The 26,227-nt window shown below is 51.2% G+C and carries 20 protein-coding genes; 7 read left to right on the forward strand and 13 right to left on the reverse strand.

Translation table 11 applies throughout. The annotated features are described in order from the left end of the window. Nucleotides 1-2 precede the first annotated feature (2 nt). The 4 genes from ACIDE9_RS06865 to flhD form a co-directional block, all read right to left on the reverse strand. Nucleotides 3-2,102 (reverse strand): putative bifunctional diguanylate cyclase/phosphodiesterase, encoded by a 2,100-nt coding sequence (locus tag ACIDE9_RS06865; protein ID WP_411993738.1) that lies wholly within the window; start codon nucleotides 2,100-2,102, stop codon nucleotides 3-5. Nucleotides 2,103-2,233: 131 nt separating this feature from the next. Continuing rightward, nucleotides 2,234-3,109, reverse strand: coding sequence for a class I SAM-dependent methyltransferase (locus ACIDE9_RS06870; RefSeq protein WP_411993740.1), 876 nt, complete (start codon nucleotides 3,107-3,109; stop codon nucleotides 2,234-2,236). Nucleotides 3,110-3,157: 48 nt separating this feature from the next. Further along, entirely contained in the window at nucleotides 3,158-3,724 is a 567-nt protein-coding gene (gene flhC / locus ACIDE9_RS06875; protein WP_194741946.1) for a flagellar transcriptional regulator FlhC, read from the reverse strand. A gap of 49 nt (nucleotides 3,725-3,773) precedes the next feature. After that, a complete protein-coding gene (gene flhD, locus ACIDE9_RS06880) occupies nucleotides 3,774-4,094 on the reverse strand; it encodes a flagellar transcriptional regulator FlhD (RefSeq protein ID WP_019882294.1) in 321 nt (106 codons plus the stop codon). Between the two features lie 612 nt (nucleotides 4,095-4,706). Here flhD and flhB point away from each other — a divergent pair. The 7 genes from flhB to ACIDE9_RS06915 are packed head-to-tail and all read left to right on the forward strand — an operon-like array spanning nucleotide 4,707 to nucleotide 12,527. Then, nucleotides 4,707-5,879 carry a flagellar biosynthesis protein FlhB gene (gene flhB, locus ACIDE9_RS06885; protein WP_411993742.1) on the forward strand — a complete coding sequence of 391 codons (1,173 nt, stop codon included), beginning with the start codon at nucleotides 4,707-4,709 and terminating at the stop codon, nucleotides 5,877-5,879. 21 nt (nucleotides 5,880-5,900) lie between these two features. Continuing rightward, nucleotides 5,901-7,988: a flagellar biosynthesis protein FlhA gene (flhA, locus tag ACIDE9_RS06890; RefSeq protein ID WP_194753767.1), complete on the forward strand. Its 2,088-nt coding sequence runs from the start codon at nucleotides 5,901-5,903 to the stop codon at nucleotides 7,986-7,988. A gap of 1 nt (nucleotide 7,989) precedes the next feature. Further along, entirely contained in the window at nucleotides 7,990-9,345 is a 1,356-nt protein-coding gene (gene flhF, locus ACIDE9_RS06895) for a flagellar biosynthesis protein FlhF (RefSeq protein WP_411993743.1), read from the forward strand. Further along, a complete protein-coding gene (locus tag ACIDE9_RS06900) occupies nucleotides 9,338-10,126 on the forward strand; it encodes a MinD/ParA family protein (protein ID WP_411993745.1) in 789 nt (262 codons plus the stop codon). Before flhF ends, ACIDE9_RS06900 begins: the two co-directional genes overlap by 8 nt. 18 nt (nucleotides 10,127-10,144) lie before the next feature. Continuing rightward, the gene (locus ACIDE9_RS06905; protein ID WP_194741940.1) at nucleotides 10,145-10,879 is read left to right on the forward strand and encodes an RNA polymerase sigma factor FliA; all 735 of its coding nucleotides are present in this window, start codon (nucleotides 10,145-10,147) and stop codon (nucleotides 10,877-10,879) included. Beyond that, nucleotides 10,879-11,631, forward strand: a complete 753-nt coding sequence (locus ACIDE9_RS06910) for a flagellar motor protein (protein WP_194753764.1) — start codon at nucleotides 10,879-10,881, stop codon at nucleotides 11,629-11,631. Before ACIDE9_RS06905 ends, ACIDE9_RS06910 begins: the two co-directional genes overlap by 1 nt. After that, nucleotides 11,631-12,527 (forward strand): flagellar motor protein MotB, encoded by an 897-nt coding sequence (locus ACIDE9_RS06915; RefSeq protein ID WP_411993747.1) that lies wholly within the window; start codon nucleotides 11,631-11,633, stop codon nucleotides 12,525-12,527. Before ACIDE9_RS06910 ends, ACIDE9_RS06915 begins: the two co-directional genes overlap by 1 nt. 4 nt (nucleotides 12,528-12,531) lie before the next feature. Here ACIDE9_RS06915 and ACIDE9_RS06920 read toward each other — a convergent pair whose 3' ends face one another. The 9 genes from ACIDE9_RS06920 to smc form a co-directional block, all read right to left on the reverse strand. Beyond that, nucleotides 12,532-14,841 (reverse strand): putative bifunctional diguanylate cyclase/phosphodiesterase, encoded by a 2,310-nt coding sequence (locus ACIDE9_RS06920; protein ID WP_411993748.1) that lies wholly within the window; start codon nucleotides 14,839-14,841, stop codon nucleotides 12,532-12,534. Between the two features lie 207 nt (nucleotides 14,842-15,048). Continuing rightward, nucleotides 15,049-15,576, reverse strand: a complete 528-nt coding sequence (locus tag ACIDE9_RS06925) for a DoxX family protein (RefSeq protein WP_194753762.1) — start codon at nucleotides 15,574-15,576, stop codon at nucleotides 15,049-15,051. Nucleotides 15,577-15,648: 72 nt separating this feature from the next. Further along, a complete protein-coding gene (locus tag ACIDE9_RS06930; protein WP_411994044.1) occupies nucleotides 15,649-16,275 on the reverse strand; it encodes a sulfite oxidase heme-binding subunit YedZ in 627 nt (208 codons plus the stop codon). A 10-nt stretch (nucleotides 16,276-16,285) separates the two neighbouring features. Beyond that, on the reverse strand, nucleotides 16,286-17,233 hold the full coding sequence (gene msrP / locus ACIDE9_RS06935) for a protein-methionine-sulfoxide reductase catalytic subunit MsrP (RefSeq protein ID WP_411993750.1): 948 nt from the start codon (nucleotides 17,231-17,233) through the stop codon (nucleotides 16,286-16,288). A gap of 178 nt (nucleotides 17,234-17,411) precedes the next feature. After that, entirely contained in the window at nucleotides 17,412-17,990 is a 579-nt protein-coding gene (locus ACIDE9_RS06940) for a PEP-CTERM sorting domain-containing protein (protein WP_411993752.1), read from the reverse strand. 158 nt (nucleotides 17,991-18,148) lie between these two features. Beyond that, on the reverse strand, nucleotides 18,149-18,952 hold the full coding sequence (locus ACIDE9_RS06945; RefSeq protein WP_411993754.1) for a hypothetical protein: 804 nt from the start codon (nucleotides 18,950-18,952) through the stop codon (nucleotides 18,149-18,151). A 76-nt stretch (nucleotides 18,953-19,028) separates the two neighbouring features. Beyond that, entirely contained in the window at nucleotides 19,029-21,107 is a 2,079-nt protein-coding gene (ligA, locus tag ACIDE9_RS06950) for an NAD-dependent DNA ligase LigA (RefSeq protein WP_411993755.1), read from the reverse strand. A gap of 1 nt (nucleotide 21,108) precedes the next feature. Further along, nucleotides 21,109-22,575 (reverse strand): cell division protein ZipA C-terminal FtsZ-binding domain-containing protein, encoded by a 1,467-nt coding sequence (locus ACIDE9_RS06955; RefSeq protein ID WP_411993757.1) that lies wholly within the window; start codon nucleotides 22,573-22,575, stop codon nucleotides 21,109-21,111. Nucleotides 22,576-22,627: 52 nt separating this feature from the next. Continuing rightward, nucleotides 22,628-26,137 (reverse strand): chromosome segregation protein SMC, encoded by a 3,510-nt coding sequence (gene smc, locus ACIDE9_RS06960; RefSeq protein ID WP_411993759.1) that lies wholly within the window; start codon nucleotides 26,135-26,137, stop codon nucleotides 22,628-22,630. Nucleotides 26,138-26,227: the final 90 nt, after the last annotated feature.

The raw sequence follows: 26,227 nt of genomic DNA on the forward strand, positions 1-26,227 counted from the left end.
TGTTAGACCGTAACCAGCGCGCTGTTTGCCAGCAAAGCTTCCAGTGCTTCATGGGTGAGCGGCCTCGAGTAGTAAAAGCCCTGGCCGTAATCACAGTGTATAGATTGCAGCAAACGGTGCTGCTCTTCTGTTTCTACGCCCTCCGCCACCACTTTCAGGCCCAGCTTATGCGCCATGACAATAATCGCCTCACACAGGTGCAAGTCGTTGCAATCATGTTTGATGTCTTGCACAAAGGCTTTGTCAATCTTGATGTAGTCAATATGAAACTTGTTCAGGTAAGCCAGTGACGAGTAGCCGGTGCCAAAATCATCAATGGCCACCTGTATCCCAGCATCTGCAAAGCCCAGCAGTTTCTTTTGAGTGACTTCGGATTGCGCCATCATGGTTGACTCGGTGATTTCGACAATGAGGTGCTCGCCGGACAGGCCGATTTCCTGCAAAAAAGCTTGCCAGGCAGGCACATCGTTGCCCATGTTAAATTGCACGGGAGACTTGTTGATACTGAGCTGCAATGGCAGTTGATAGCGATCTATCCACTGCTTGAGCTGACGGCTGGCAGTCTTGAATACCCAGTCGCCCAGTGGATGGATAATGTCTGTTTCCTCGGCAATCGGGATAAACTCCATCGGTGCCAGTTGCCCCAGCAGCGGATGATTCCAGCGGATCAACGCCTCAGCCTTCTCAATCCGGTTGGTTGTCAGATTGAAAATCGGCTGATAGTGCAGCACAAACTCATTGTTTTGAATGGCAAAGCGTAAATCCACCCCTAGCTGATGATGCTTGTCCAGCGAGGTTTGCATGGCCGGAATAAAGTACCTGGCCTGGTTGCGGCCTTTGCGCTTGGCTTCATACATGGCCTGGTCTGCGTGCTTGATGAGCTCCTGATCGGTATGCCCATCCATGGGATACACCGTAATGCCGATACTGGCCGCCACATACACCATATTGCCATCTTCAAGGGTAAAAGGCGCGTTGAGTTTTTTGAGTAGTTTGGCACTGACGTGATCGATGTCGGCACGCTGATTCAACGACGGCATCAGTGCCACAAACTCGTCGCCGCCAAAACGCGAAACCATATCCGACTGGCGGAAACAATCGCGTATTCTGGTGCTGACTTTAAGCAGCAATTCGTCGCCAATATCGTGGCCCAGAGAATCATTGACCTCCTTGAAATGATCGAGGTCGATGAACATGACGGTTAAACCATGCATCTCCCGTTTCGCCTTGTTCATTTCCAGGTTCAGCCTATCCATGAATAATCTGCGATTTGGCAAATTGGTCAGCGTATCGTAATTGGCCTGCCGCCAGATCAGTTTTTCCACATACAGCTTTTCCGTGATGTCGCGCGCAATTTTGGAAGCACCGACAATATTGCCTTCAGAGTCGTAAATTGGCGATACCGTGACCGAGAGATGCACCTGTTTGCCAGACTTGTGCAAACGTATGGTCTGGAAATGATCGACCTTCTCACCGGCTTTGAGCTTGTTCAGTATCTGGGTTTCTTCGTCAATGCGGTCTGGCGGAAAGATCGTCAGCATGGGCTTGCCTATCATTTCTTCTGCCGTATAGCCAAAAATATGCTCTGCCGCCCTGTTCCAGCTGGTGACCACCCCTTCCAGCGTTTTACTGATAATGGCATCATCAGAAGACTCAACGATAGAGGCCAAGTTGTTTTTATACTTGGTCAGTTCATTGAGGGCTTTTTCTTTAAAGATCAGGTCAGTCAGGCTCTCAACAATGCTGGCAATGCCTTCAATCCCGCCCTGCACATCCAGAATGGGCGAAATAGTTACCATCACATGCAACGGCCGCTGGTCCTTGTCCAGGCGCACCGTGCGCAGTTGCAACAAGCGCTCGCCGCTGCTGATCTTCTCAATAATGCTTTTTTGCTCGTTTAATTTGTCGTCTGGAAAAATACGCGTGATATGACGCCCGAGCATTTGCTCTGCCGAATACCCAAACATGCGCTCAGCGGCTGCATTCCAGCTACTCACCAGCCCATCCAGCGTTTCACTGATAATGACCTGGTTGAGTGAGGCCAGCAAAGACTGGTAATGACGGCTAGATAGCGCTTCGCGCAGGTGGGGCTCAGACTGCATCACACTGACTCCTGATTGGTTAAGCTGCATCAGTCATATCGACAGGATTGACTGAAAATTAACCGGCAGGCACACAGGATGGTTAAAATACTTTGCCTACCTTTAGACCCGCGAAAGCGCGTTATCAAGGCTTAAGGGTGTGATGGGGATGGTGTTGCGTCGATGCGGTACACATACAAGGCTGGCGCATTGACTGCAGGATAGATAATGCGGCTGGCATCGACCGCCGTGACTGGAAACTCCGAACTCACAAACAAGCTGCCTGGACGCATTTCCTGTTGCACCTTTTGCCAGACATCACTCATCACGGCTGGCGATAGATAGGCAAAAACCACATCCAGCGTTGCAAAATCGAGGTCGCGGTAATCGCCTAGGGTAAATTTAACGCTGGTGCCGGAAAAGATGGCACGCACAGCACTGATAGCCCAGGGCAACGGGGCAATTTCGATGCCTGAAACTTCATCGTGTATGCGTTGTTTGGCCAAAAACATGGCGATGTCACCAATGCCGCTGCCAATGTCGAGTACTTTCAGGGAGTGGTCGTCTGCATGCTGTTCCAGAATATGGTGCATGGCACGCCAGGTAGACGGAAAAGACGGGTAAAACGGGACGCGTGTGTTATGCACAGACCAGTATAAAGCCAGGGTGATGACAAAACCGGCAAAATACACCGTGGCAGGCAACGCCACCTGCTGCATAAAAATCACAGCCACCGGAAAAATCACATGGATCCAGCGCCACCAGACCGGCATACGCGCAGCTTTCGCGAGCACACTGACAACGCAGATATGAGGTAATAACCAGAACCAGATCGAATCCAGCCGGATGCCCAAACTACGTAGTTCAAACGCAAATACGCTGTTGATCACGCCAGGCGCCAGGCCCGTCATCAACAGCATACTCACACATTGGATCAGCAAGGCCTGGGACCATAATCTTTTTGGCAAGAGACGCTGCGCCCATGGCTGGGATGGCAACGCCTCTACCGGAAGTTCTACCGAGTGCATGCTGTATCCTTCATTTCGCAGGATGTATCATCGCCTGCGCATCACCTGTTAAGCAGTCATTGAAACCAGTTTGTAGCTGAGTTCTTTGGCTTTTTTGGTTTTACCGGCACGTGAAGGCACGTGGCACAGGTTGCATACATAGTTCTGGTTCAGGTCGTAGCTGTTGACGATGTAGTTACCGCCGCAGCAATGACAGACTTTGGTTGTCAGCATTTTGCTTTCGATAAAGCGCACAAGGGTCCAGGCACGGGTCAGTGACAGCACAGGCTCTTCTTGTTGCGCTGCATCAGGATTTTGTACTTGCTGCATATACAGGGTGTAGGCTTTGATAATGGCCTGGATACCGTCTACGCCAGCGTAATCCACCATAAAGCGATAGATATTGTAGAAAATGGAAGAATGGATGTTTGGCTGCCAGGTCAAGAACCAGTCGGTTGAGAATGGCAACATGCCTTTTGGAGGAGAAACGCCTTTCATCTCTTTGTACAGCTTGATCAAACGCTCACGGGACAATGTCGTTTGAGATTCCAGCAATTGCAGGCGTGCGCCCAGCGAGATCATTTGCATTGCCAGTTGAATTTGTTCTGCTTCGTTTACTACACTCTTCTTTTGCATGATAACCCTCTTTTCTATTTCTTATCGACAGATGGAAACGTCTACACTGTTATACAGTGGAGTCGGCAGCCTGGGCAGACATCAGTACTGCAGTATGCAGATGTGCTTGCGCTGGGTCTTTGGAGTAGCTGGTCAACATGCCCAGGATTTCGCTGTCATCAAAACGGAAGCGAGTCAGCAACATATTGGTGTTACAGAGTTTGAGTAATTGCAGGTTAGTCAGGTTTTCCAGCAGGTCTGCAATTTCCTTATTAATACCGAGGCGGAAAATCGCAGTGGCTTTGTCAGCGCGGATCAGTTGTTGGGCCAACATCAGATAGTTCAGGTTGGCATCTTTGATTTCAGCGAGTAAATCGTTTTGCATGTTCATGATCTTGTCTCCGTTTTTTTAGCGTTAATTTAAGTCCGCCTGAGCGTTAGGCGTACTTTGCGCGCAATCATGAAGAGCAACAATCAGGGTTTGTCGGTTTCTTTTGTAAGACAGACGAAAACAGCCATGTAGGTGTTTGTCTGACAAACCCCTACATGGCAATCACCACAACTATAAATATCAATAAGTTATGGCGTAATTTTAATGTTACACCGCAACAACTTTACGTCTATGTTCGCAGCATTGTGATCAATCCAATTCAAAAAATAATTAAAGTTTTCCTGTTGTATTCCGTAAACAACTGTTTTTTGTCTGTTTCGTCTGGGTTTAAGGCTTTCATAAAAACTATTTGTGCTATCCCGGTTAACGACAGCACAAACTAAAACTTTAGGGCTGCGGCTCAAAAAAAATCAACAAAACACATAACACATTGTTTTAAAAAGAATAATAACTTTATTATTTGCACTTATTAACATCCAGCAAGCCGTAACTGATAGAAAGCGGCCAATAAGCCCTTTTATTCCAGACATAAAAAAGCGTTTTTCTAGCCAATAATCACTCATAAGAAATACAACTTGTGCGTTGTATCCGTGAAACGAAAGAGTTTAGGACATGGCAGCTGAAGACAGCGATATGGAAAAAACCGAAGACGCGTCCCCCAAGCGATTGGAGAAGGCACGCGAAGACGGCGACGTTCCCCGCTCTCGCGAACTGGCTGCATGTGCGGTGCTGTTCACCAGCGGCATGGCGATCATGATGCTGAGCCGCCCGATGGGTGACGCATTGAAAAACGTGTTGAGACAAGGCCTGAGCATTGACCATGCCATGGCCTTTGAGCCACAACTGCTGATCGTGCACATGATGAAAGTGCTTGAACAGGCGCTGTGGGCATTTCTGCCACTGGCCGTGATTATTGTCTCGGTCGCTGTCGCAGCGCCGATTCTGGTGGGCGGCTGGGTGATGTCACAAAAATCCCTGGTGCCTAACTTCGGCAAGCTCAACCCGATCAAAGGCCTGGCTAATCTGTTTTCCAAAAACTCGCTGGTGGAGTTACTGAAATCGATTGCCAAAACAATTCTGGTGGCGTCTGTGGGCTACACCATCGTTAAAAAAGATTTGCAGCCTATGCTGAGCTTGTCCCAAATGCCACTGGCAACCGGGATCAGCACAGTCAGTGATTATATGGTGACCGGCTTCCTGACCATTGCTTCTGCGCTGGTGTTGATTGCGGTGATTGATGTGCCCTACCAGCTCTATCAATATGCGCAGAAACACAAAATGACCAAGCAAGAGCTGAAGGATGAATCCAAAGAGTCAGAAGGCAGCCCTGAGATTAAAGGCCGTATCCGCCAGCAACAACGCGAGATGGCCCGCAGAAGAATGATGAGCAATGTGCCGCAGGCAGATGTGGTGATTACCAACCCAACCCACTATGCGGTGGCGATTCGCTATAAAGAAGGTGAAAACGGCGCACCGATTGTGGTCGCTAAAGGTGCAGATGTGATTGCACAGAAGATCAAGGAAATTGCCGCTGAACATGAAGTCATGACGCTGGAATCGCCAAAACTGGCACGTGCCTTATATGCACATGCCGAACTGGAGCGCGAGATTCCACAAACGCTTTATGCCGCAGTGGCCGAGATTCTGGCTTACGTGTTCCAACTGCGTGTGTTTAAACAGCATGGTGGCGTGCGTCCTGCGATGCCAGCCAACGTGCCAGTACCAGATGCGCTGGATCCACATGCGCTGAATGCCGCGCCAGCAAGTGCGGCAGTGATTGAATAATTGCAGGCTTAGGAGTTTACGATGAACAATTGGCAACAATGGATGGGAAAAATGGACGGACGAGCAATCGCCGCGCCACTCATTATTGTATTGCTGCTGGCCATGATGATCCTGCCGTTACCGGCCATCATGCTCGATGTGTTCTTCACCTTTAATATTGCACTGTCTATCCTGGTCTTGATGATAGGCCTGCAAACCACCAAACCGCTGGACTTTATCGCCTTCCCTACCGTGCTGTTGATGACCACCATGTTACGCCTGGCGCTCAACGTGGCGTCTACCCGCGTCGTGCTGACAGAAGGCCATGCTGGCCCGGATGCGGCAGGTAAAGTGATTGAAGCCTTTGGCCACTTTTTGATTGGTGGTAACTACGCCGTCGGTATTGTGGTGTTTGTGATCCTGACCATTATTAACTTTACCGTGATCACCAAAGGTGCTGGCCGTATTGCTGAAGTCGGCGCCCGTTTCACCTTGGATGCGATGCCAGGTAAACAAATGGCGATTGATGCCGACTTGAACGCCGGCCTGATTGGCGAAGACGAAGCCCGTCGCCGCCGTAAAGAAGTTGGCCAGGAATCCGAATTCTACGGCGCGATGGACGGTGCCAGTAAATATGTACGTGGTGATGCCATTGCCGGTATTTTGATCATCATTATCAACATTGTTGGCGGCCTGATTGTCGGCATGGTGCAACATGACCTCGCCTTTGATGAAGCGGTTAAAAACTACACCATGCTGGCGATTGGTGATGGCCTGGTGGCACAGATTCCTTCACTGGTGATTTCAATTGCTGCCGGTGTGGTGGTTTCCCGCGTGGCTAACAATGAAGACATTGGCGGCCAGCTGATTAGCCAACTGTTTGAAAACCCACGCGTGCTGACGGTGACTGCCGGTATTATCGGTGGTATCGGCCTGATTCCAGGCATGCCTCACCTGGCCTTCCTCGGCCTGGGCGGCTTGCTGGGCGGCATGGCTTACAGCGTGAAACAAAAGCAGGAAAAAGCCAAACAACAAGCCGTGCTGGAACCACAACCAGAAGATAAACTGGCGCCTGCCAGCGAAGCTGAAGAAGCCACCTGGAATGATGTGTTGCCAGTCGATACCATTGGCCTGGAAGTCGGTTACAGACTGATTCCTCTGGTGGATAAAGGCCAGGGTGGCGAGCTGCTCAAACGTATCAAAGGCATCCGCAAGAAGTTTGCCCAGGAAATCGGCTTCTTGGCGCCTACCGTGCATATCCGCGACAACCTGACCCTGAAACCAAACGCTTATCGCATCACCATGAAAGGTGTTGAAATGGCCAGTGGTGAATCCAACTACCACCAGATGCTGGCGATTGACCCAGGCGCAGTGACCGGCGAGCTGGATGGTGCCAGAACCACTGACCCGGCCTTTGGCCTGCCAGCGGTATGGATAGAGCCAGACCGTAAAGAATATGCCCAAAGCCTGGGCTATACCGTGGTGGATGCGGGCACCGTGATTGCCACCCACCTCAATCATATTATTTCGCTGAATGCTGGCGAATTGCTGGGCCGTCAAGAAGTACAGCAATTACTGGACCATCTGGGCAAAGAGTCCAGCAAGCTGATTGAAGAAATCGTGCCAAAAATGATTACGCTGTCCAGCCTGCAAAAAGTATTGCAAAACCTGCTCAACGAAGGCGTACATATCCGTGATATGCGCTCCATCCTCGAAACGCTGGCTGATCATGCGCAATATACCCAGGACACCAATGACCTGACCTCTATGGTGCGCATCAAGCTTGGCCGCGCCATCGTGCAGGACCTGTTCCCATACAGCAATGAAATTACCGCCATGACGCTGGATGGTCAACTGGAAAGACTGCTGCTGCAGGCTTTGCAAAACAACCAATCCAACCAGAGCGTGATTGAGCCTGGCATTGCCGAAAGACTGTCTCAACAGACTGAAGTCGCTGCCAGACAACAAGAGCAAATGGGCCTGACCCCGGTATTATTGGTGGCTGCCCCGCTACGCCAGGCTTTATCCAGATTCTTAAGAAGAACCGTCCCGCATCTCAGAGTGCTGTCGCATGACGAGCTGCCAGATAACAAATCCATTCGTGTCACCAGTTTAATCGGAGCGCAATAATATGAATATCAGAAGATTCTTTGGCAAAAATGCACGTGAAGCATTGGCGCAAGTCAAACAGGCATTAGGCGACGATGCCATTATTGTTGCGAACCGCAGTGTCAATGGTGGCACCGAAATCATGGCCATGCTGGAAACGGATATTGCATCCAACGCCAGTTCAGCGCCGACCGAGACAGGTATGGAGCAATCGCGCAGCTTGCTGGACTTTGTCAATGCACAAGGCCAGCCAACGCGCCAGGCAGCACCACAAGCGGTGATGCCTGCCCCTAGCGTACAACACAACGCGCCTGTGGCTGAAGAAGCTGCCGCCAACGAAGGCGCGATCATGGATATGCTGAAACAGCATAGCGAACAACAGGAACAGGCTTACCAGGTAGCGACGCAAACACTGGAAGACAAAATGATGGGCATGATGCAGGAAATGCGTCAGATGCGCAGCCATTTTGAAACCCAGATGAGTGCAATGACCTGGCAGCATCATTTGCAACACAGCCCGGCTAAATCCAAAGTGCTGAGCACCCTGCTCTCAGCCAACTTCAGCGCCTCACTGTCACGCCAGATTGCTGAAAAAATGCCAAACCAAATTGATGTCAACAAAGCGCCGATGTGGGCCAAAGAAGTCATCAGCCGCAACCTGCATACGCTGGATGACGAAGATGCATTGCTGGATCGTGGCGGTATCTACGCCCTGGTTGGCCCGACAGGGGTGGGTAAAACCACCACCACAGCCAAACTGGCGGCACGTTATGTGATGAAACATGGTACACAGAACCTGGGCCTGATCACCACAGACAGCTACCGTATCGGCGGTTACGAACAACTGCGTATCTACGGCAAGATCCTGGGCGTGATGGTGCATGCCGTCAAAGATGAAGAAGACCTGAAAATTGCACTGAATGAGCTAAAAAACAAACACATGATCCTGGTGGATACCGTTGGCGTCAGCCAGCGCGACCAGGCGGTCACTGAGCAGCTTTCCATGCTAAGCCGTGCAGATAGCCCGATTCAGAAGTTGCTGTGCCTGAATGCCACCTCTACCGGTGACACGCTGACCGATGTGATGCGCAGCTACAAAAAACATGATATCGCCGGTTGTATCGTCACCAAGCTGGACGAAGCCGCCGCGATTGGCAACGTGCTGGATGTATTGATCCGCGAACGTATGCGCCTGTTCTACACCACCAGTGGCCAACGCGTGCCTGAAGATATTGAAGTGGCCGACAAGCCAGCCCTGATCGAACGCGTGTTGACACCGCATCAGGCCAGCTTGCCTTACCAATATCTGGATGAAGAGTTACCGCTGGTAATTTCCAGCATGATGCAAACCGCTGGCCAGGAGCAGCAACATGTTTAATTACCGCGACCAGGCAGATGGTTTACGCCGTATCATGGCCAAAACCTCGGCACGGATTATCAGCGTGATTGGCGCCAATGGCCAGCCGGCCACTCCCTGGATGCGCAATCTGGCACTGGGCATGCTTGCCCCTGAACAACGCTTGCTGTTGATACACGCCAACCGTCAGCCAGGGCTAGCGCATTCATTACAGTCCATCGTGACCAACAACAGTGCACTCAAGCGCGCCATCCTCAAACATCCGCAAGGCTATGACCTGACCTGTTTGGCCGAAAATGACCTGTTAACCTCGCCTTTATCTCAGGATTTAAAACTGCAGCTGGACGGTATAGTGAAACAACTTTCGTACGATTACGATACCGTCATGATTGAAGCACAGCTGGATACGCAAGACCACAGCCTGATGATGCCACTCATTGCAGAGCATGAACTGGTGATTCAAATGGACAGATCTGATACCGCCATTAAAGCTGCCTATGTGACGATCAAGCACATCAGCCAGCAGCATGGACAGATCCCGTTGGGCGTGGTGGTGACAGGGGCCAATCATGATCAGGGTCAACAATACTTTATGCGCTTGAACCAGGTATGCAAGCAGTTTCTGGGCGTCACGCTGGACTTTATCGGCGCCATGCCGGCAGAAGTCACGGCCGAACAGAAGAAAGCGGGCAATGCCAAGGCTGCGGTTGCCGAAGCTGGCCAGACCGCATTGGCTTTTAAATCAGTGGCACATCGTCTCGAAAAGCAACGGATCACCACGCCATCACTGGCTGTTGCCTAAAGTAAAAAGAGGAAAAACATGTATACCGCTAAAGGCACGACTAACAATACCGACCAGATGCTGAAACAGCATAGCGGTCTGGTTAAAAAAATGGCTTATCAATTAAAAGCCAAGCTGCCCTCCTGCGTCGAGCTCGATGACCTGGTGCAAGCAGGCATGATAGGCCTGATGGATGCGATTCAGCGTTATGAAGATAATCACGGCGCACAATTTGAAACCTACGCCTCCCAGCGGGTGCGTGGTGCCATGCTGGATGAATTGCGCGGTGCCGACTGGTTGCCACGCGGTATCCGCAAAAACATGCGCGATATCGAGGTCGCCGTACAGCAACTGGAACAAAAGTTTGGCCGTCCACCTACCGAGTCAGAGATTGCCAAGCACATGAACTTCACGCTGGATGATTACTATGATGTCTTGAGCGACTGCCAGGGTCACCAGCTGATTTACTACGAAGATTTTCAGGACGACGATGGCGGCGAACACTTTCTGGACCGTTATGTGGATGACGACACCAGTGATCCGGTCAAATCCTTGCTGGAAAGTGATTTCCGCGAAGCATTGATTGACTCTATCGACCATTTGCCCGAGCGTGAAAAATTGCTCATGGGCTTGTATTACGAGCAAGAGCTCAATTTAAAAGAAATCGGCGCCATCATGAGCGTGTCCGAATCACGCGTCTGTCAGTTGCATAGCCAGGCCGTGGCCCGTTTACGTGCCTCCATGCGCGATAAGTCCTGGACCGGAGTGGCCTGATGGATTGGGGCAGTATTGCCGGGCTGGTCATTGCCCTTGCCGGACTGGTGTTTGGCCAGGTCATCGATGGCGGCCACCTCAACTCATTAATGCAGCCAGCGGCCTTTGCGGTCGTCATTCTCGGCACCACCGGGGCGGTGTTGCTGCAAACCGAGTTCAAGCTGTTTATCAAAGGCATACGCATGCTACGCCTGGTGTTTGTACACCCACAGGACGACAGAAAAAAGCTCGCCATTAAAATCAACCAGTGGAGCCTGCAGGCGCGCAAGGAAAGCGTGTTGTCACTGGAAAGCTATATCAAGCGCGAACAGGATCCTTTTGTACGCAAAGGCTTGCAGCTGCTGGTTGACGGCACGCCCGCCGACCGCATTCGCGAAGTCTGCGCGATTGATATGTATTACTATGAATTACAGGAACGCGAAGCCACCAAAATCTGGTCAGCTGCGGGCGGTTATGCGCCCACCGTGGGTATTCTGGGTGCCGTACTGGGCCTGATTCACGTCATGGAAAACCTGTCTGACCCGGCCAAAATTGGTAGCGGCATTGCCGTTGCTTTTGTCGCCACCATTTATGGCGTCGCCCTGGCCAACCTGGTCTTCCTGCCGATTTCAAACAAATTAAAAGGCCATGTTCAGCACGAAATGTCCAGGCGCGAAATGCTGCTCAATGCCTGGGTGTCGATTGCGCGTGGTGACAATCCGAAACTGGTCACCGAGCGCCTGGAATCCTATCTACACTTGCGGGAGTCCTGATGTACAGGCGCCAAAAACTGGACGACGATGATGAGAGCCATGACCGTTGGCTGATTTCTTACGCCGACTTTATCACCCTGTTGTTTGCCTTTTTTGTGGTGATGTATGCCACCTCGACCATCAACCTGAACAAGTACCGTGCACTCTCCAGTGCCGTGGTCACGGCCTTTCAAGGTAAACCCGGCCAAATGGATGCGCCTGAGGCTCAAACACAAGCCACGTTGCAAAACCAGAGCTCAGTGCTCAAACCCCTGCCCTTGAGCTATTTGTATCAAGAGAAAAAGCAGCGCGACCAGGAAAAGGTACGCGCCATTGGTCAACAGCTAGCCCATGCACTTACGCCCTGGATAGACGAGAAACTGGTCACCGTGTACCAGTCCGAACTCGGCATTGAGGTCGATATTCAAAGCAGCCTACTGTTTAACAACAACCAGACAAGCTATACCGCGCAAGCCCCTGCTGTCTTGAACGCGCTGGGCGCGCAGCTGAAAAACGAATACCGCACCATACAGATTGAAGGCCATAGCGATAAACAGCTGTTTAGTGGCCAGCCAGAGGCGGAAACCAAACGCTGGGAGCTGACGGCGGCACAAGCCGCCCATATGGCTGCCAGCCTGGTTGCACAAGGCATTGCCAGCAAACAACTGACGGCTATCGGCATGGCAGAAACCAAACCAGTTTCCAGCAGCGATAATGCCTTGGCACAAGCCATGAATACGCGCATGACCATACGCATCTTAACGGCCGAAAGCAGCGCCCAACAAACCAGCAATGTGGCTAACAGGCACGAGATACAGGCGGGATCTGTAGATGCGGCACCAACGCCTGAAACTTCGGACGTCCCCGCGCCCGCCTCACAACAAGTGCCAGGGGCATCTGGCGCAACAAACCCATAAGCGCTTAAACCAGCGCGCCCTGCAACCAGTCGTTAAACTGTTCAATCGGCATCGGCTGACCAAACAAAAAGCCCTGGTAGCGGCGACAACCGTTATTTAACAGCAACTCCATCTGCTCTTGTGTTTCCACGCCTTCGGCAATTACACTCAGGTACATGCTTTGCGCCATGGCAATAATCGTCCTGACAATGGTGCGATCATGGCTATCGGTGACAATATCATTCACAAACGAGCGGTCAATTTTCAGTTGATACAATGGCAGCTTTTTCAAATACTGCAGTGAGGAGTAGCCTGTGCCAAAATCATCCAGTGAGAACTGGATGCCCAACTGGCTCAGTTCGGCCATGATACGCACGGCATCATCCACGTTCTCAAGTAAGACGCTTTCTGTCAGCTCTAGGCGCAATGCATTAGGATTAATCTGGTGGCGTTGAATACATGCTTTGACCATGGCCACAAAATTGGCCTGGCAAAATTGGCGCGCGCTAATATTGACCGACAAACTGAGTTCGCGCGTGTTTAATGAACGTTGCCACAGTGCAATTTGTGCGCAAGCCTGGTCTAGCACCCACATGCCGATTTCGATAATCAAGCCACTGGTTTCTGCCACAGCGATAAATTGCAGCGGTGAAATCAAGCCGCGCTGTGGATGCAGCCATCTTAACAAAACCTCTGCACCAAATGGGCGGCCGGTGTGGTCAACCTGTACCTGGTAATGCAAGCGCAGCTGTTGCTGCACGATGGCTTCACGCAACTCCGTTTCAAGCATCACTTGCGTCGCAATTTCGGTTTGCATGCCAGGCTGATAGACGCAGGCATGATTACGCCCACCCTGCTTGGCTTTGTGCATGGCAATATCAGCCGCTTTTACATAGTCAGTGTCGCTGGCGCTGATATCGTTAAAGTTGCATAAACCCATGCTGGCTGTAATCGGCAACTTTTGGCTACCGATTTTAAACGGGCGTTCAAAGACCTTTTGCAGTTTACGCTGCGCAGACAATAGCTGCTGCAAGGCTTTATCCTCGGATGCCGCGAGGCCCGATAACAAGACCAGGAACTCATCGCCGCCCATACAGGCAATAAAGTGCTGCTCGGCCACTTTTTGCAAGCGTTCTGCGACTTGCTGCAACAAGCTATTACCTGCTGCATGGCCATGCGCTTCATTAATCCATTTAAAGTGATCGAGGTCGATATATACCACGCCCCAATGTTCACCCGTTGCAGGCTGCATGCGTATTTGCTGCAACACCTCATAAGCTCTTTTGCGGTTGGGCAAGCCGGTCACAGGCTCCAGGTAAGCCAGGCTTTGAATCGACTCTTGTGACAAATGCCTATCAATTACCAGGCTCATTAATTTGGTCGCTTGCTCAATCATGGATTGTTCAAGCGCGCTTGGGGTTTGTGGCTGGCGATAATAGATAGCGAACGCACCCAGCACGTCCCCATCCGCAGTTAAGATCGGCTCAGACCAGCCTGCTTGCACGCCAGAGGCCAATGCAGCCTCACGGTGATTCACCCAATAGGGATGCGTCATCACATTCTCGACCATCACCCGTTGCTTGATGGCGATAGACGTGGCCAAGGAACCATTACCCGCCTCCAGCTGCAACTGGCGCAATGTTTGTAGCAATGCTTGTGGTAACGACGGGGCAATCACTGTTTGTACCAACTTGCCCAGATTTTTGGTCAGCACCAGCGCGCAATACACATCCCTGTGCATAGCCTCAATATCGCGCACCATTTTTTCTAAAATCCTGAACGCATCCTGTTCTTTTAAGATCAGTTCCAGGATAGAAAACTGGAAGCGTTCATAGGCAATCGCACGTAGCTTCTCTTGTTGAAACGCCAGCGCGGCCTGTTGTTCATTAGTCGTTTCGCGTACCAGCAGCAGTCTACGCGGCTCACCTGTCGGCAAGCTAAAGTAATAGACATTGCATTCCAGCCAGCGGTTGTGGCTATCATGGCAGGCAATTTGTATGGTGCGCTGGGTGATTTCAGGCGTAGGCTGGGCTAGAATGGCTTTAATTGGATCATGTGTGATCAATGGCAGGCAAGCCCACAAATCACAGCCTGACTCAAGTGTATGACAGACCAGCACAGAACCGCCATTGCCGAGCTGATCGGTTTCTGCGGCAATGTAAAAACCGGAGTAATCGACCAGAGAACGCCATTGGTCAAAGGCGTGAGTTAAGTCAAAAGAAGCACCCAGGCCAATCGAAGTGCTCAAACTCGCCGAAGCCTCAGCACTGCACGCAGCGTTCAAGGCCTGACCTGCCAATGCAATTGCATTGGGCTCGAGATTTACTATAGACATCGCATACTTTCACAACCGCAGTGCAAAATCTAACTGCCGACAACTGGGCACCCTCTGCCCGTCGGTTGTTAAGATGACACACCCCCGAAGAATTTTAGTTGGGAGTCAATCCAGCATTGGCTGCTCCCTTTTGTATTTACGATGATGTGACAAAAAGCAAATCAGTGTCAAGACAATTTCACGCCTATACAACGACATTAACAACTGTCATCGGCGACCGTCACATAGATGTGACAACAGGCGGTCAAAACTCCATTTTCCGGCCCCCTGCGTGACTAGGGGCAGCAGCATCAGCAGGTAAATCAGTGGCAGTTTATAGTTACCAAAACCATCGCCTTCCACATCCTCAAAACGATACCCCATAAACAAATCAGCCATACTGCGCCAATGCTCTGGCCAATGCACACTGGCAATCGCTACCACGGTCACCACCATCAGGCTGAGACTGAAAAAACGCGTAAACAGCCCTAGCAGCAAAGCCACTGCACCAACCAGCTCAAAGGTCATGGCCATGTTCCAGTTCACTTCTGCTGGCAATAAACTAAACGGGAAAGGGAATTGCAAATCTGCAAACCAGTTTTGGCCATGCAGTTTGGCCCAACCAGCCTCACCAAACTCCCAGGCCAGGATCAGGCGCAAGAGCAAACCGGGTAGCCAGTCATTGACGGTGTGGAGCGTTAAAATCAGCGCTTGATATTTGCGTACTAAAAAAGGGGGGGTGAAGCGTTGAAACATGATTAGCTGCCTTTCTAAAATTGAAGTTGTATCACTTAGTCTTCAATCTAGAAAATACCTTACATATCAGCGCTAACTTTTTCTATTTTTTATAAAAACAGGTAAGCGAAGTGCAATCAATAGCGCAAATACCAGGCTATAAATCACTGGCTCAGTCACATCTTTTTTCACCAGCCACCAGAAATGCAGCAACGCCAGCACGCCAATCACGTACACCAGTTTATGCAGGCTTTTCCAGCGTTGCCTGAGTGCTTTGATCGCGCGCTGGTTAGACGTGGCGGCCAGCGGCAAGGTCAGTAGCAAAGCAGCCGCTCCCACTAAGACATATGGATGCTTGACGATATCCTTGGCAATATCCGCCCAGTCAAACTGGTAATCGAGCCAGAGATAAGTCGTCACATGCAGGCAGGCATAAGCAAACATCCATAACCCCAGCAAACGACGCACGGCAATCAGCCAGGCCTGCTGCGTCAGATAGCGCAGTGGCGTGATGCCAAGTGAGAGTAATAAAAAGACCAGCGCCCAGGTGCCGGTAGAACGTTCAATAAACTCAACCGGGTTTGCGCCAAGCCCATCGGTGAACCCCAGGTAAATCAAACGTAAGACAGGGATAAACGCCCCCAACCAGATCAAGGTTTTTAGCCATAAAATCCGGTTTTTTGCAGATAGCTCAGCTAACCATTGCACCAGATATTGCATCATTGGCATGTTAGAAGTTTTTCTGTAAATCCATGCCTGCATATAACTGCCCTACTTCGTCATAACCATTAAACAGCCTGGTTTTAATGCGCCCGGCAAATAAACCAGCCCCGATACGTTTTTCTGAGGATTGTGTCCAGCGCGGATGATCTACCCCCGGATTCACATTGGCATAAAAGCCATATTCACGCGCGCTGGCTTTCATCCAGCTGGTATGCGGCATTTGTTCTACAAAACGAATCGTACTAATCGCCTTAGCGCCTTTAAAACCATACTTCCATGGCACCACCAGCCGCACAGGCGCGCCGTTCTGGTTAGGCAACACCTTGCCATACAAGCCCACGGCCAGAATGGTTAGTGGCTGCATGGCTTCGTCCATACGCAGGCCTTCAATATAAGGCCAATCCAAAACAGGAATGCGCGCGCCAGGCATATGACGTGGGTCGTTATAAGAAATAAATTCAATATACTTGGCATTACCCGTAGGCTGCGCCCAATCAATCAGCGCCTTCAATGGCAGCCCCACCCACGGAATCACCATAGACCAGCCTTCCACACAGCGCATGCGGTAAATACGCTCCTCCAGCGGAGCCAGCTTCATCAGTTGCTCAATACCAATGGTTTTGCTTTGCTTCACAGCGCCTTCAATCTTGATCGTCCACGGCGTCGGTTTAAACAACACAGCCTCACGCGCGGGGTCTTCCTTGCCGGTGCCAAACTCGTAATAATTGTTATAGCTGGTCACATCCTCAAAACTAGTCAGTTTTTCTTCTTTGCCAAAAGCTGTTTTCTGAAAGTCTAGCGTTTGTGCCGCTTGCAACTGCGTCGGCAACAAAAAACCCGCTGCCGTCACACCCGCGACCTTCAATACCGTGCGGCGTTGCTCAAACAAGGCTTGTGGTGTGATCTCAGATGGCAAAATACCGCTAGGATTGCGGCGATTGTTATCGAGTAGCATAGCGTTTCCAGTCTTAAATGATTACTGATGCGTATTTGTCGCATATGACAGGAAAACCTTACAGGGGATTCCGGAGAAAAGGTAAATCTTTTGAAAGTGAGGCGCTAGGACGATAGAACGGGCTTTCAAAAACAAAAAAGGCGCCTAAAGCGCCTTTTTCACTGCGTTGCTAAGCGAATTAAGCGCGCTTGCGTTGCACTAAAGAAACAACTGCCAGGCCTGCCAGCAAAAAGCCTAAAGTATCTGGTTCAGGCACGACACTGTTGCTCACACTCGCCTCTGTATTCACACCTAATGCAATAGAACCCAGACCGCCCGGCACTTCATTTTTCACAACCAGTGCCAGCGAATTGAATTCGCCAGAGATCGCAGCAAAGGTATAGCTCAAATATGTCAGGCCGGTACCACTGGTGCTCGTCCAGGTCCAATCGCCTACATCCACACCATTGACCAGTACATCCCAATCTACTGACGCGCCTTGTGACAGCACATTCTGAGTGACATTCAACTCCAGTTCCAGGCTAGTGGCGCCAAACAGGCCTGACCCGCTAAACGTTTCACTCACTTGATCACCACGTGAAACAGACCAGAAATAGCCGATATCTGTTGCAGAAAGTGAACCGACAGAACTCACCACATTGGAAGTGTAGCTTGGAAAATTAAAGTTGTATGTGGCGGCATGTACCATGCTTGTGCCTGCCAGCATAAATGCAGACAATGCTGCACCTACGATGCTTTTTATAGCGATCGTTTTCATTGAAAATCTCCCCTATATATATACATTAATTAAATTGATGCCGGCGCAATGCTAGTGCATTTTAATGGCAATGTCGAGTGACACTCAGACTAGGTCATCTTTAGTCATTATTCATGCATCAAGATGGAGACATCACGGCGTTCATTGTTGCGCGTGACCTATTTGGTTTTCGCCAGCAATTCGTCCAGTTCAGCATCTTTCAACTTGGCCGCAATGGTTTCAGCTTGTTTAACCAATGACGCAGCGCCCGCGGCATCGCCTTGAGCACGTTTGCTTTCTGCCCAGTAAATGGCAGTTTTAGCTTCATAGAACTCACCACCATTCTCATGGGCATACTCCATCAGGCGCTGATAGGTTTTGTCGGCACTAGCATAATCTTTTTTTGCTGAAAACAACTTACCCAACGTCAGGCTCGCTTCTGCATACTGGTCAGGGGTGCCGGACTTGCGCAGCATCATGACGCCTTTGAGTTGATGCTCAATGGCTTTGTCGGCTTGTTGCAACTGCTGGTAGGCCATGGCTTCGTGGATATGGCTATCAGCGCGCTCGTCATCGTTCATGGCCAGTTTTTCGCCGGTTTCAAATGCGTTCAGCGATTCAGCATATTGGCCAATCTCGAAATAAGCCTCGCCGATCAGGTTGTGGGCAATACGGGCGTAACGGCGCATATTTTGCTGCTCGCTGAATTTGAGGGCTTGCTGGTAGCTTTCAATGGCGGCCTCATGCACTTTAGCTTCAAGCTGCGCGTTGCCCAACAACATATGGGCAGAAATCAGGTCCAGGCCTGTCGGTTTCAGGCTGATGGCTTGTTTAAAGCTTTGTTGCGCAGCGGCATTTTGCGCCAGGGCTGACTGCGCACGGCCTTTACACAGCCAGAATTCCGCCTGGCTGGCATGCTGCTCTGCGACTTGTATGGCTTGTGCATACTGCCGGTTTTTAACCGCGCTATCGCATGCTTCCAAGGCAGCATCCTTAGCCACAGACTCATTAATAATCAATAAATTAAGAATTAATATTAAAGTTAATTTTGAATTCATATTAAAACAAGTCCGATTGTGTTGGTAAGGTTTCCGACGTTAACTGGGGCACCACCTCTGGCGCTTCTGCAGATGATTGCAGCATAGCGAGTAAGGCCGATTCATCCAGCACAGGGATATTCAACTGTTGCGCTTTTTCGAGCTTGCTACCAGCCTCTGCCCCGGCGACAACATAGCTGGTTTTGGCCGACACGCTACCGCTGACTTTACCACCCACGGCTTCAATCATGGCTTGCGCCTGGTCGCGTTTGAGCGTCGGCAAGGTGCCGGTGAGCACAAAGGTTTTGCCGGCAAACGTGGCTGATGGGGTGGTTTTGGTGATATCGGCCCAATGCACGCCAAGCGCACGCATCGCAGCAATGACTTCGCGGTTATGAGGCTCCTGGAAAAACTGGTAAGCGGCTTCTGCCACAATCGGGCCAACGTCGTTGACTTGCATCAGTGATTCGACATCGGCAGCCATCAAGGCATCCAGGTTGCCAAAATGCTGCGCCAAATCCTTTGCTGTCGCCTCGCCGACATTGCGTATGCCTAACGCATAAATAAAGCGTGGCAAAGTCGCTTGTTTGCTTTTCTCAATAGCGGCCAGCACATTCTGTGCAGACTTCTCGGCCATGCGCTCCAACTCGCTTAATACGGGCAGGCTCAGGCAGTAAACATCGTCCAGGTGATGCACCAGGTCGCGTTCAACCAGTTGATCTACCAGTTTCTCGCCCAAACCCTCAATATCCATGGCGCGGCGTGAGGCAAAGTGGGTAATGGCTTGTTTACGCTGCGCCGGGCAAATCAGGCCGCCGGTACAACGTGCCACGGCTTCATCTTGTGGCCGGACGACGTGTGAGCCACATTCCGGGCATACAGAGGGCATGACAAACACGCGCGCATCTGCTGGTCGCAATTCAGGCTTGGCGGACACGACTTCAGGAATCACATCCCCTGCCCGCCGTACAATCACGGTGTCGCCGATATGAATATCCTTACGGCGCAACTCGTCTTCATTGTGCAAGGTGGCATTCGTGACGGTGACACCGCCAACAAAGACGGGCTTTAGACGCGCCACAGGGGTAATCGCGCCCGTGCGCCCCACTTGCACGGTAATATCCTCCACCACGGTAATTGCCTCTTCTGCGGGGAACTTATGTGCAATTGCCCAGCGTGGCGCACGCGAGACAAATCCCAGTGCATCTTGCAAGCTAAACGCATTCACCTTGTAGACCACGCCATCAATATCAAATGGCAAGCTGCTACGCTTGGCACCAATCTCGGCATAATAATCACGCAAGCCTTGTGCGCCGGTTTTAACACCACGCAACTCAGAGACAGGAAAACGTAAATCGGCCAGGTACTGCATGGCCTCAGCATGAGAATGCAGTTCAGGTACACCTTCGCTAGCACCAAGGCCATAGGCGAAAAAATGCAGAGGCCGCTTGGCGGTGATATTCGAATCTAGTTGACGCAAGCTGCCTGCCGCGGCATTGCGCGGGTTGGCAAATAGCTTGGCGCCAGCGGCGGCTTGTTGCTGGTTGAGCTTTTCAAAGTCTTTTTTCAGCATCAGCACCTCACCACGGACTTCAAGCAAGGCAGGCGGCTGCGCAATATTCAAGCGACCGGGGATAGCACGTATGGTTTTCAGGTTATGCGTTACATTTTCACCGGTATAGCCATCACCACGTGTTGCGCCTTGCACAAACACACCGTGTTCATATGTCAGTGTGATCGCCAGGCCATCAAACTTCGGCTCTACCGCGTAGTCCACTTGCGACTGGTCTGTGCCTTCTCGCACACGACGGTCAAACGCCTCGAGCTCGTCATCACTAAAGGCATTATTGAGCGACAGCATGGCCTGCCGGTGCTGTACGCTGTCAAAAGCAGCCAGCGCCAGGCCGCCTACACGCTGGCTGGGTGAGTCTGCTGTAATCAGTTCGGGATATTGCTGCTCGATAGCCAGCAATTGTCGGTAAATGCCATCGTATTCATTATCACTGACCAGCGGCGCATCCAGCACATAGTAGTGATAATCGTATTCGGCAATGCGCTGCTTAAGCTGTTGTAAAAGCAGCGCAGCTTCTTGAGCTGGCATATTAAGAGAACAGGCGTTTGGCGTGGCTGCTGCCAGGAGTGATTCCTTGTGCAGCCATGGCATTGGAGATATTTTTCAGTTGCTGGCGAATTTTATCCAGTTGCGCATCACCAATGGCCTTGCGGTTCACATCAATCATGCTGGCACTTAAACTGCTCGCCATGCTGGCAGCAATCTCCACCATATGGTCAAACACATGCAAGCTATTAGGTGTGGTAGGAATATCCAGCTGGAAGGTAACGCCCGTCATCACAGCCGATTTCAGCATGTCAGCCGAGAACGGTTTACCTTCGTAGTTACGCACAGAAAACTCAAGCTGGCCCTCAGTGTTGAAGAGCTCAAAGCGACCATCTACGCTGAGTTGCATGCCACATGCCTCGGCCAGGCCACGTAACTTGGTCGCATGAAACATGCCTTGATTAGCCAGCACATGAAATTCGACGGCTTTATCGACCTCAATACAAAACGCATCAATCGACTGCGATTGCACTGATGGCTCGTAACCGCCCTGCCAGTGCACGGTCAACCCCAGCGCACGCGCCAGGGTTTCCATCGACTTCTGGAAACGTTTAAGGGTTTCTTCATCTACGGGGCCACCACGGTCGGCCAGTTGTAAACTACAGGCAACCTGGCTAGCCGGGGTATGGTCTTGCAGTGCTTTGGCATCTAACGCCAAGACATCTTGCCAATCACCACTGATGGAGTTTTGTGCCCACAAGGTGGCATGCTGCGGAAAGGTTCTGACCTCAGCTTGCATATCCTCCAGCTCGACCAGCATCACGCCCAGCGGTGCATCAATCAGCCCTACCCAATCCATCGCCGTATGCACGGCGTCTGGCAGCACAGAATCGTCTATGTGCGCAGGCATGGCGGACTCACCTTCTGCTGCATCGTCAGGAAAATCTAACACAGGTTGTTCAAAGGCTGGTGCCGAAATGTCATCGAAAGATTGCGCGACCGGTGCACTTGCCTCAGGCTTGGCTGAAATCACAGGCTCAACTTTAGCTGCCTGAAAATTGGCAGGCTCAGCCTTGGCGGAAGACGTTTTTGCAGAGACAGGGACTGCCGGTTCAGCAGGCTGCTTGTTTAAATTCAAACCGTTTTTATCGAACTTAGCGGTAGTCGCCGCATTGATTTTTGCTTTGGCAGACTCACCTACCGTGAAGTCTGGCTCGACCTTGGCAGACTGGCGCACGCGTGGCTCAGACATCCAGCCTTCGACGTCCTCTGAAACGACATGTTTATCGGTATTGGCTTTTTTAAGCGGCTCTTTTTTCAGGCTATCCGCTTTAGCAGCATCACTGGTTTTCGCAGCAGCAGCGTCGCTATCCAGCACATCACCACGGGTATGGCTAAAACGATATTCAACGTCTCTGCGATATTTTTTTTCCTGCCACCAGTTAAAAACTACCACTGCCAGAACGATGCTGACCCCAAGCAACACCAATATCATCCACAAATCAGACATGTGACCTTACAATCCTTAATAACGCTTGCATAATAATACAACAAAACTGGCATTAAGCCGCATGCATGCGTATCGCCTCGTCGATATCCACATCGACAATCCGCGATACGCCAGACTCCTGCATGGTGACCCCTATTAACTGTTGTGACATCTCCATCGTGATTTTGTTGTGTGACACAAACAGGAATTGGGTTTTTTCCGACATCACGCGTACCAACTGGCAGAAACGCTCAGTGTTACTGTCATCCAAAGGCGCATCCACTTCATCCATGAGGCAGAATGGTGCCGGATTTAATCTAAACAAGGCAAACACCAGCGCCATAGCCGTCAGTGCCTTTTCACCGCCAGATAACAATTGTATCGTGGTGTTCTTTTTACCTGGCGGCTGCGCAAACACCTGTACGCCGGTATCGAGGATCTCGTCACCAAGTAATTCAAGTTTGGCATTGCCGCCATTGAACAAAGTCTGGAACAATTCGCCAAAATTGCGGTTGGCTTCATCATAGGTCGCACGCAACTTGCCGCGCGTTTCCCTGTCGATTTTCTGGATCGCCTCTTCCAGCGTTTCACTGGCGGTCAGCAAATCCTTTAACTGGCTATCCAGATAACCCTTGCGCTCTTTTTCAACCGCCAACTCTTCAATGGCGGCCATATTAACCGCCCCCAATTGCTGTATCTGCTGCTGTAGTTTTTGGGTATTTTGCGCCAGTGCCTGTGCCTGGCTATCCAAGTCCAGGCCTTGCTGAATCAGCGTTTCGTCCAGACCAGTTTCAGCCAAAGCAGACTGACATTGCTCCACTTGCAGGCGACACTCCTGCTGTTTAAGGCGGCGTTGCTCTACGGCATCCCGTAGTGGATGCAATTGCTGCTCGATTTGCAAGCGATGCCGCTCTTGTGCCTGCAATGCACTTTCCTGCTCGGCAGACTGGTTTCGCGCTTGCGCAAGTGCCTGTTCACACGCGTGCTGTTGCGTCAACGCGTGTGCAAGATTCGCCTTGAGCGCCTCCATATTGCTAATTGCCAGGGCCTGCTCAGTCTCAACCAGGCGATGCTGCAAGTTGTGGCTTTCCTGTTCATTTTGCGTCAATCGCTGCTGTAAATCAGCCACTGCATTTTTCAGTAAGGTTTGCTCAAACACTTGTGATTGATGCGCTTTTTCGGCCTGTTGCACCGTGTCGCGCAAATTAAAATAACTTTGTTCGGCTTGCTGTTTTTGTGCCTGAGTTTTACGCGCACTTTGTTCCAGGTCAGCGATTTGCGATTGATGCTGGGTAATATTGGCTTGCGCCTGCGCGACCTCCTGACTGAGATCAAGCTGGCGCTCCTCGGCCTGCGTCATGTCTTGCTGCAAGGCAGTCTGCCGACGCAAGGCATTATCATGCGCCTGTTGCAGGCGAGAGACTTGCAGTTGCGATTCGTGCATACTGGCCGTGAGTTGTTTAATACGCTGGTGGCTTTGTTGCTGTTGCTGGCGAGTGACCTGCAAACTGGCCTCCAGCGATTGCACTTGCTGCTGCGCAGCTGTGACATCCCTTTGCGACTGGCTCAAACCTGCTTGCAGCGTATCCAGCTGCTGCTGGCGCTCCAGCACACCTTGCATTTGATTTTGGCGGCCATAAAAAACAGCACTATATCGCTGGTAAACATCGCCATTTTTGGTCAGCAAGCTGATGCCTGCTGGCAGTTTTGATTGATATTCCGCCAGCTGTTGCACGTTATCCAGTATATAAACCCCTGCCAGCCAGTGCTGCAAGGCTGCAGAGACTTCAGCCTGCTTAATCGTCAACAAGCTATACAAACTGGGCAAGCCCTGCCATTGCGCTGGCAAGGCCTCAGTCGCTACCGCTGCCTGCGCAACCGCCAACGCCGCTTGTGGATGCGGCAATTGCGACCAATCTGCGTGGGTTTCTGGCAATAGCGCATTTAATTTATGGCCAAGAAACACTTCCAGGGCAGGCTGCCACTGGCTATCGACCTGTATCGCCTGCCACAGGCGTGGCGCTGATTGCATGCCTGTTTTCTGCAGCCACGGGCCCAATTGCTGATCCTGCTTGATACTTTGCTGTAATTTTTGCAGCGACTGTATCTCAGCATCCAACTGATGCAGCGCGCGTTGTGCCTGTTGCCAGTGGCTGCGCGCCTGCTGCAATGCTTGTTGCTGTATATTTTCTTCTGTGCGCCATTGGGTCAATTGCTGCTCTTCGTGTTGCAAGGCAGCTTGCTGTTCCGCCAGCTGTTGCTGATGCGCGCCCAACGCCTGCATGTCTGGCAACGCCCACTGCCCCAGCTCATTCTGTAGTTGCTGTAAACGTTGTGCGACCTCAGCCAGGTTACGCTGGATGAAATTCACATTATTTTGTTCCAGTTGCATATGCTGGCGGCTTTGCTGTACCGCTTGCTGTGCCTGGTTCGCCGCCTGCTGCACCGCCTGCAACTGACTAGCCTGCTCAGGCAAGCCTTGCTGCATGGCCTGCAAATCCAACGCATGCTGCTCTACAGCACCTTGCGTCGTGATCAATGCCGTATTTTTTTCTGCCAACTGCAATTGCAGCTGCTTCTGTTGCTGCGCCCTATGCTCCATCTGCCGCAATAATTGCAGCTGCTCTTGTAACAAGCGATCCCGTGCCTCTTCAGATTGCTTCACCTGCAACCCAAGATTGGACACCTGCGAATTCGCCTCGTAGAAGGCTGCCTGCGCCGCGTGTAACTGGTTAGCCGTTTCCTGATGCTGCTGGCGCAACTGCTCAAGTTGCAGTTCGTGGTTGCGCAAGCTGGCCATTTGCGCCTCCAGCGCATTCACGGCCTGCTCAACCGCCTGTGAAGCGGTTTCATGTGCCAGCACGGCATCGCGTTTGCGCAACCACCACCATTGCGCTTCGGCCAATTGGTGTGCCTGCTGCAAGGCCTGAAACTTTTGCGTCACCAGCGCCTGTGCTTCCAGCTTGATAATTTGCTTATTCATTTCACGCGAAATATCTTCTACGCGTTCAAGATTTTCACGCGTATCCCGCAAGCGCAGCTCGGTTTCACGCCGACGCTCTTTATATTTGCTGATGCCGGCGGCCTCTTCCAGAAACACGCGCAACTCTTCCGGCCTAGCTTCAACGATCCGTGAAATCGTATTCTGGCCAATGATGGCATAGGCACGGCCACCCAGGCCGGTACCTAAAAACAAATCGGCAACATCGCGTCGCCGCACGGCGATATTATTGATGTAATAGGTAGAGCCCTTGTCGCGCTCAATCACCCGCTTGACGGAGATTTCGGCGTATTGGCTCCACTCACCATTGGCACCGCCCAGGCTGTTATCAAAAATCAGCTCGACACTGGCGCGGGAGATCAGTTTACGGTTAGCGGATCCGTTAAAAATAACCGCATCCATGGCGTCGGCACGCATTTCTTTGGCCGAAGACTCCCCTAGCACCCAGCGTACAGACTCCATGACATTTGATTTGCCACAGCCGTTCGGCCCCACCACGCCCACACGTTGCCCATGCAAATGTATGGTGGTCGGATCGACAAAAGACTTGAACCCCGCCAGTTTTAAATGAGTCAGACGCAAAGTAAGAAAACCGCTTATAAGAATTTGAATGGTTGCTTAAGCGGTATAATACCCATTTTTATCAAGAAACAACCAACAAACATGAGTGCA

Origin of the sequence: Methylophilus sp. 'Pure River', from assembly GCF_046765995.1 — a bacterium.
Classification (GTDB): Bacteria; Pseudomonadota; Gammaproteobacteria; order Burkholderiales; family Methylophilaceae; genus Methylophilus.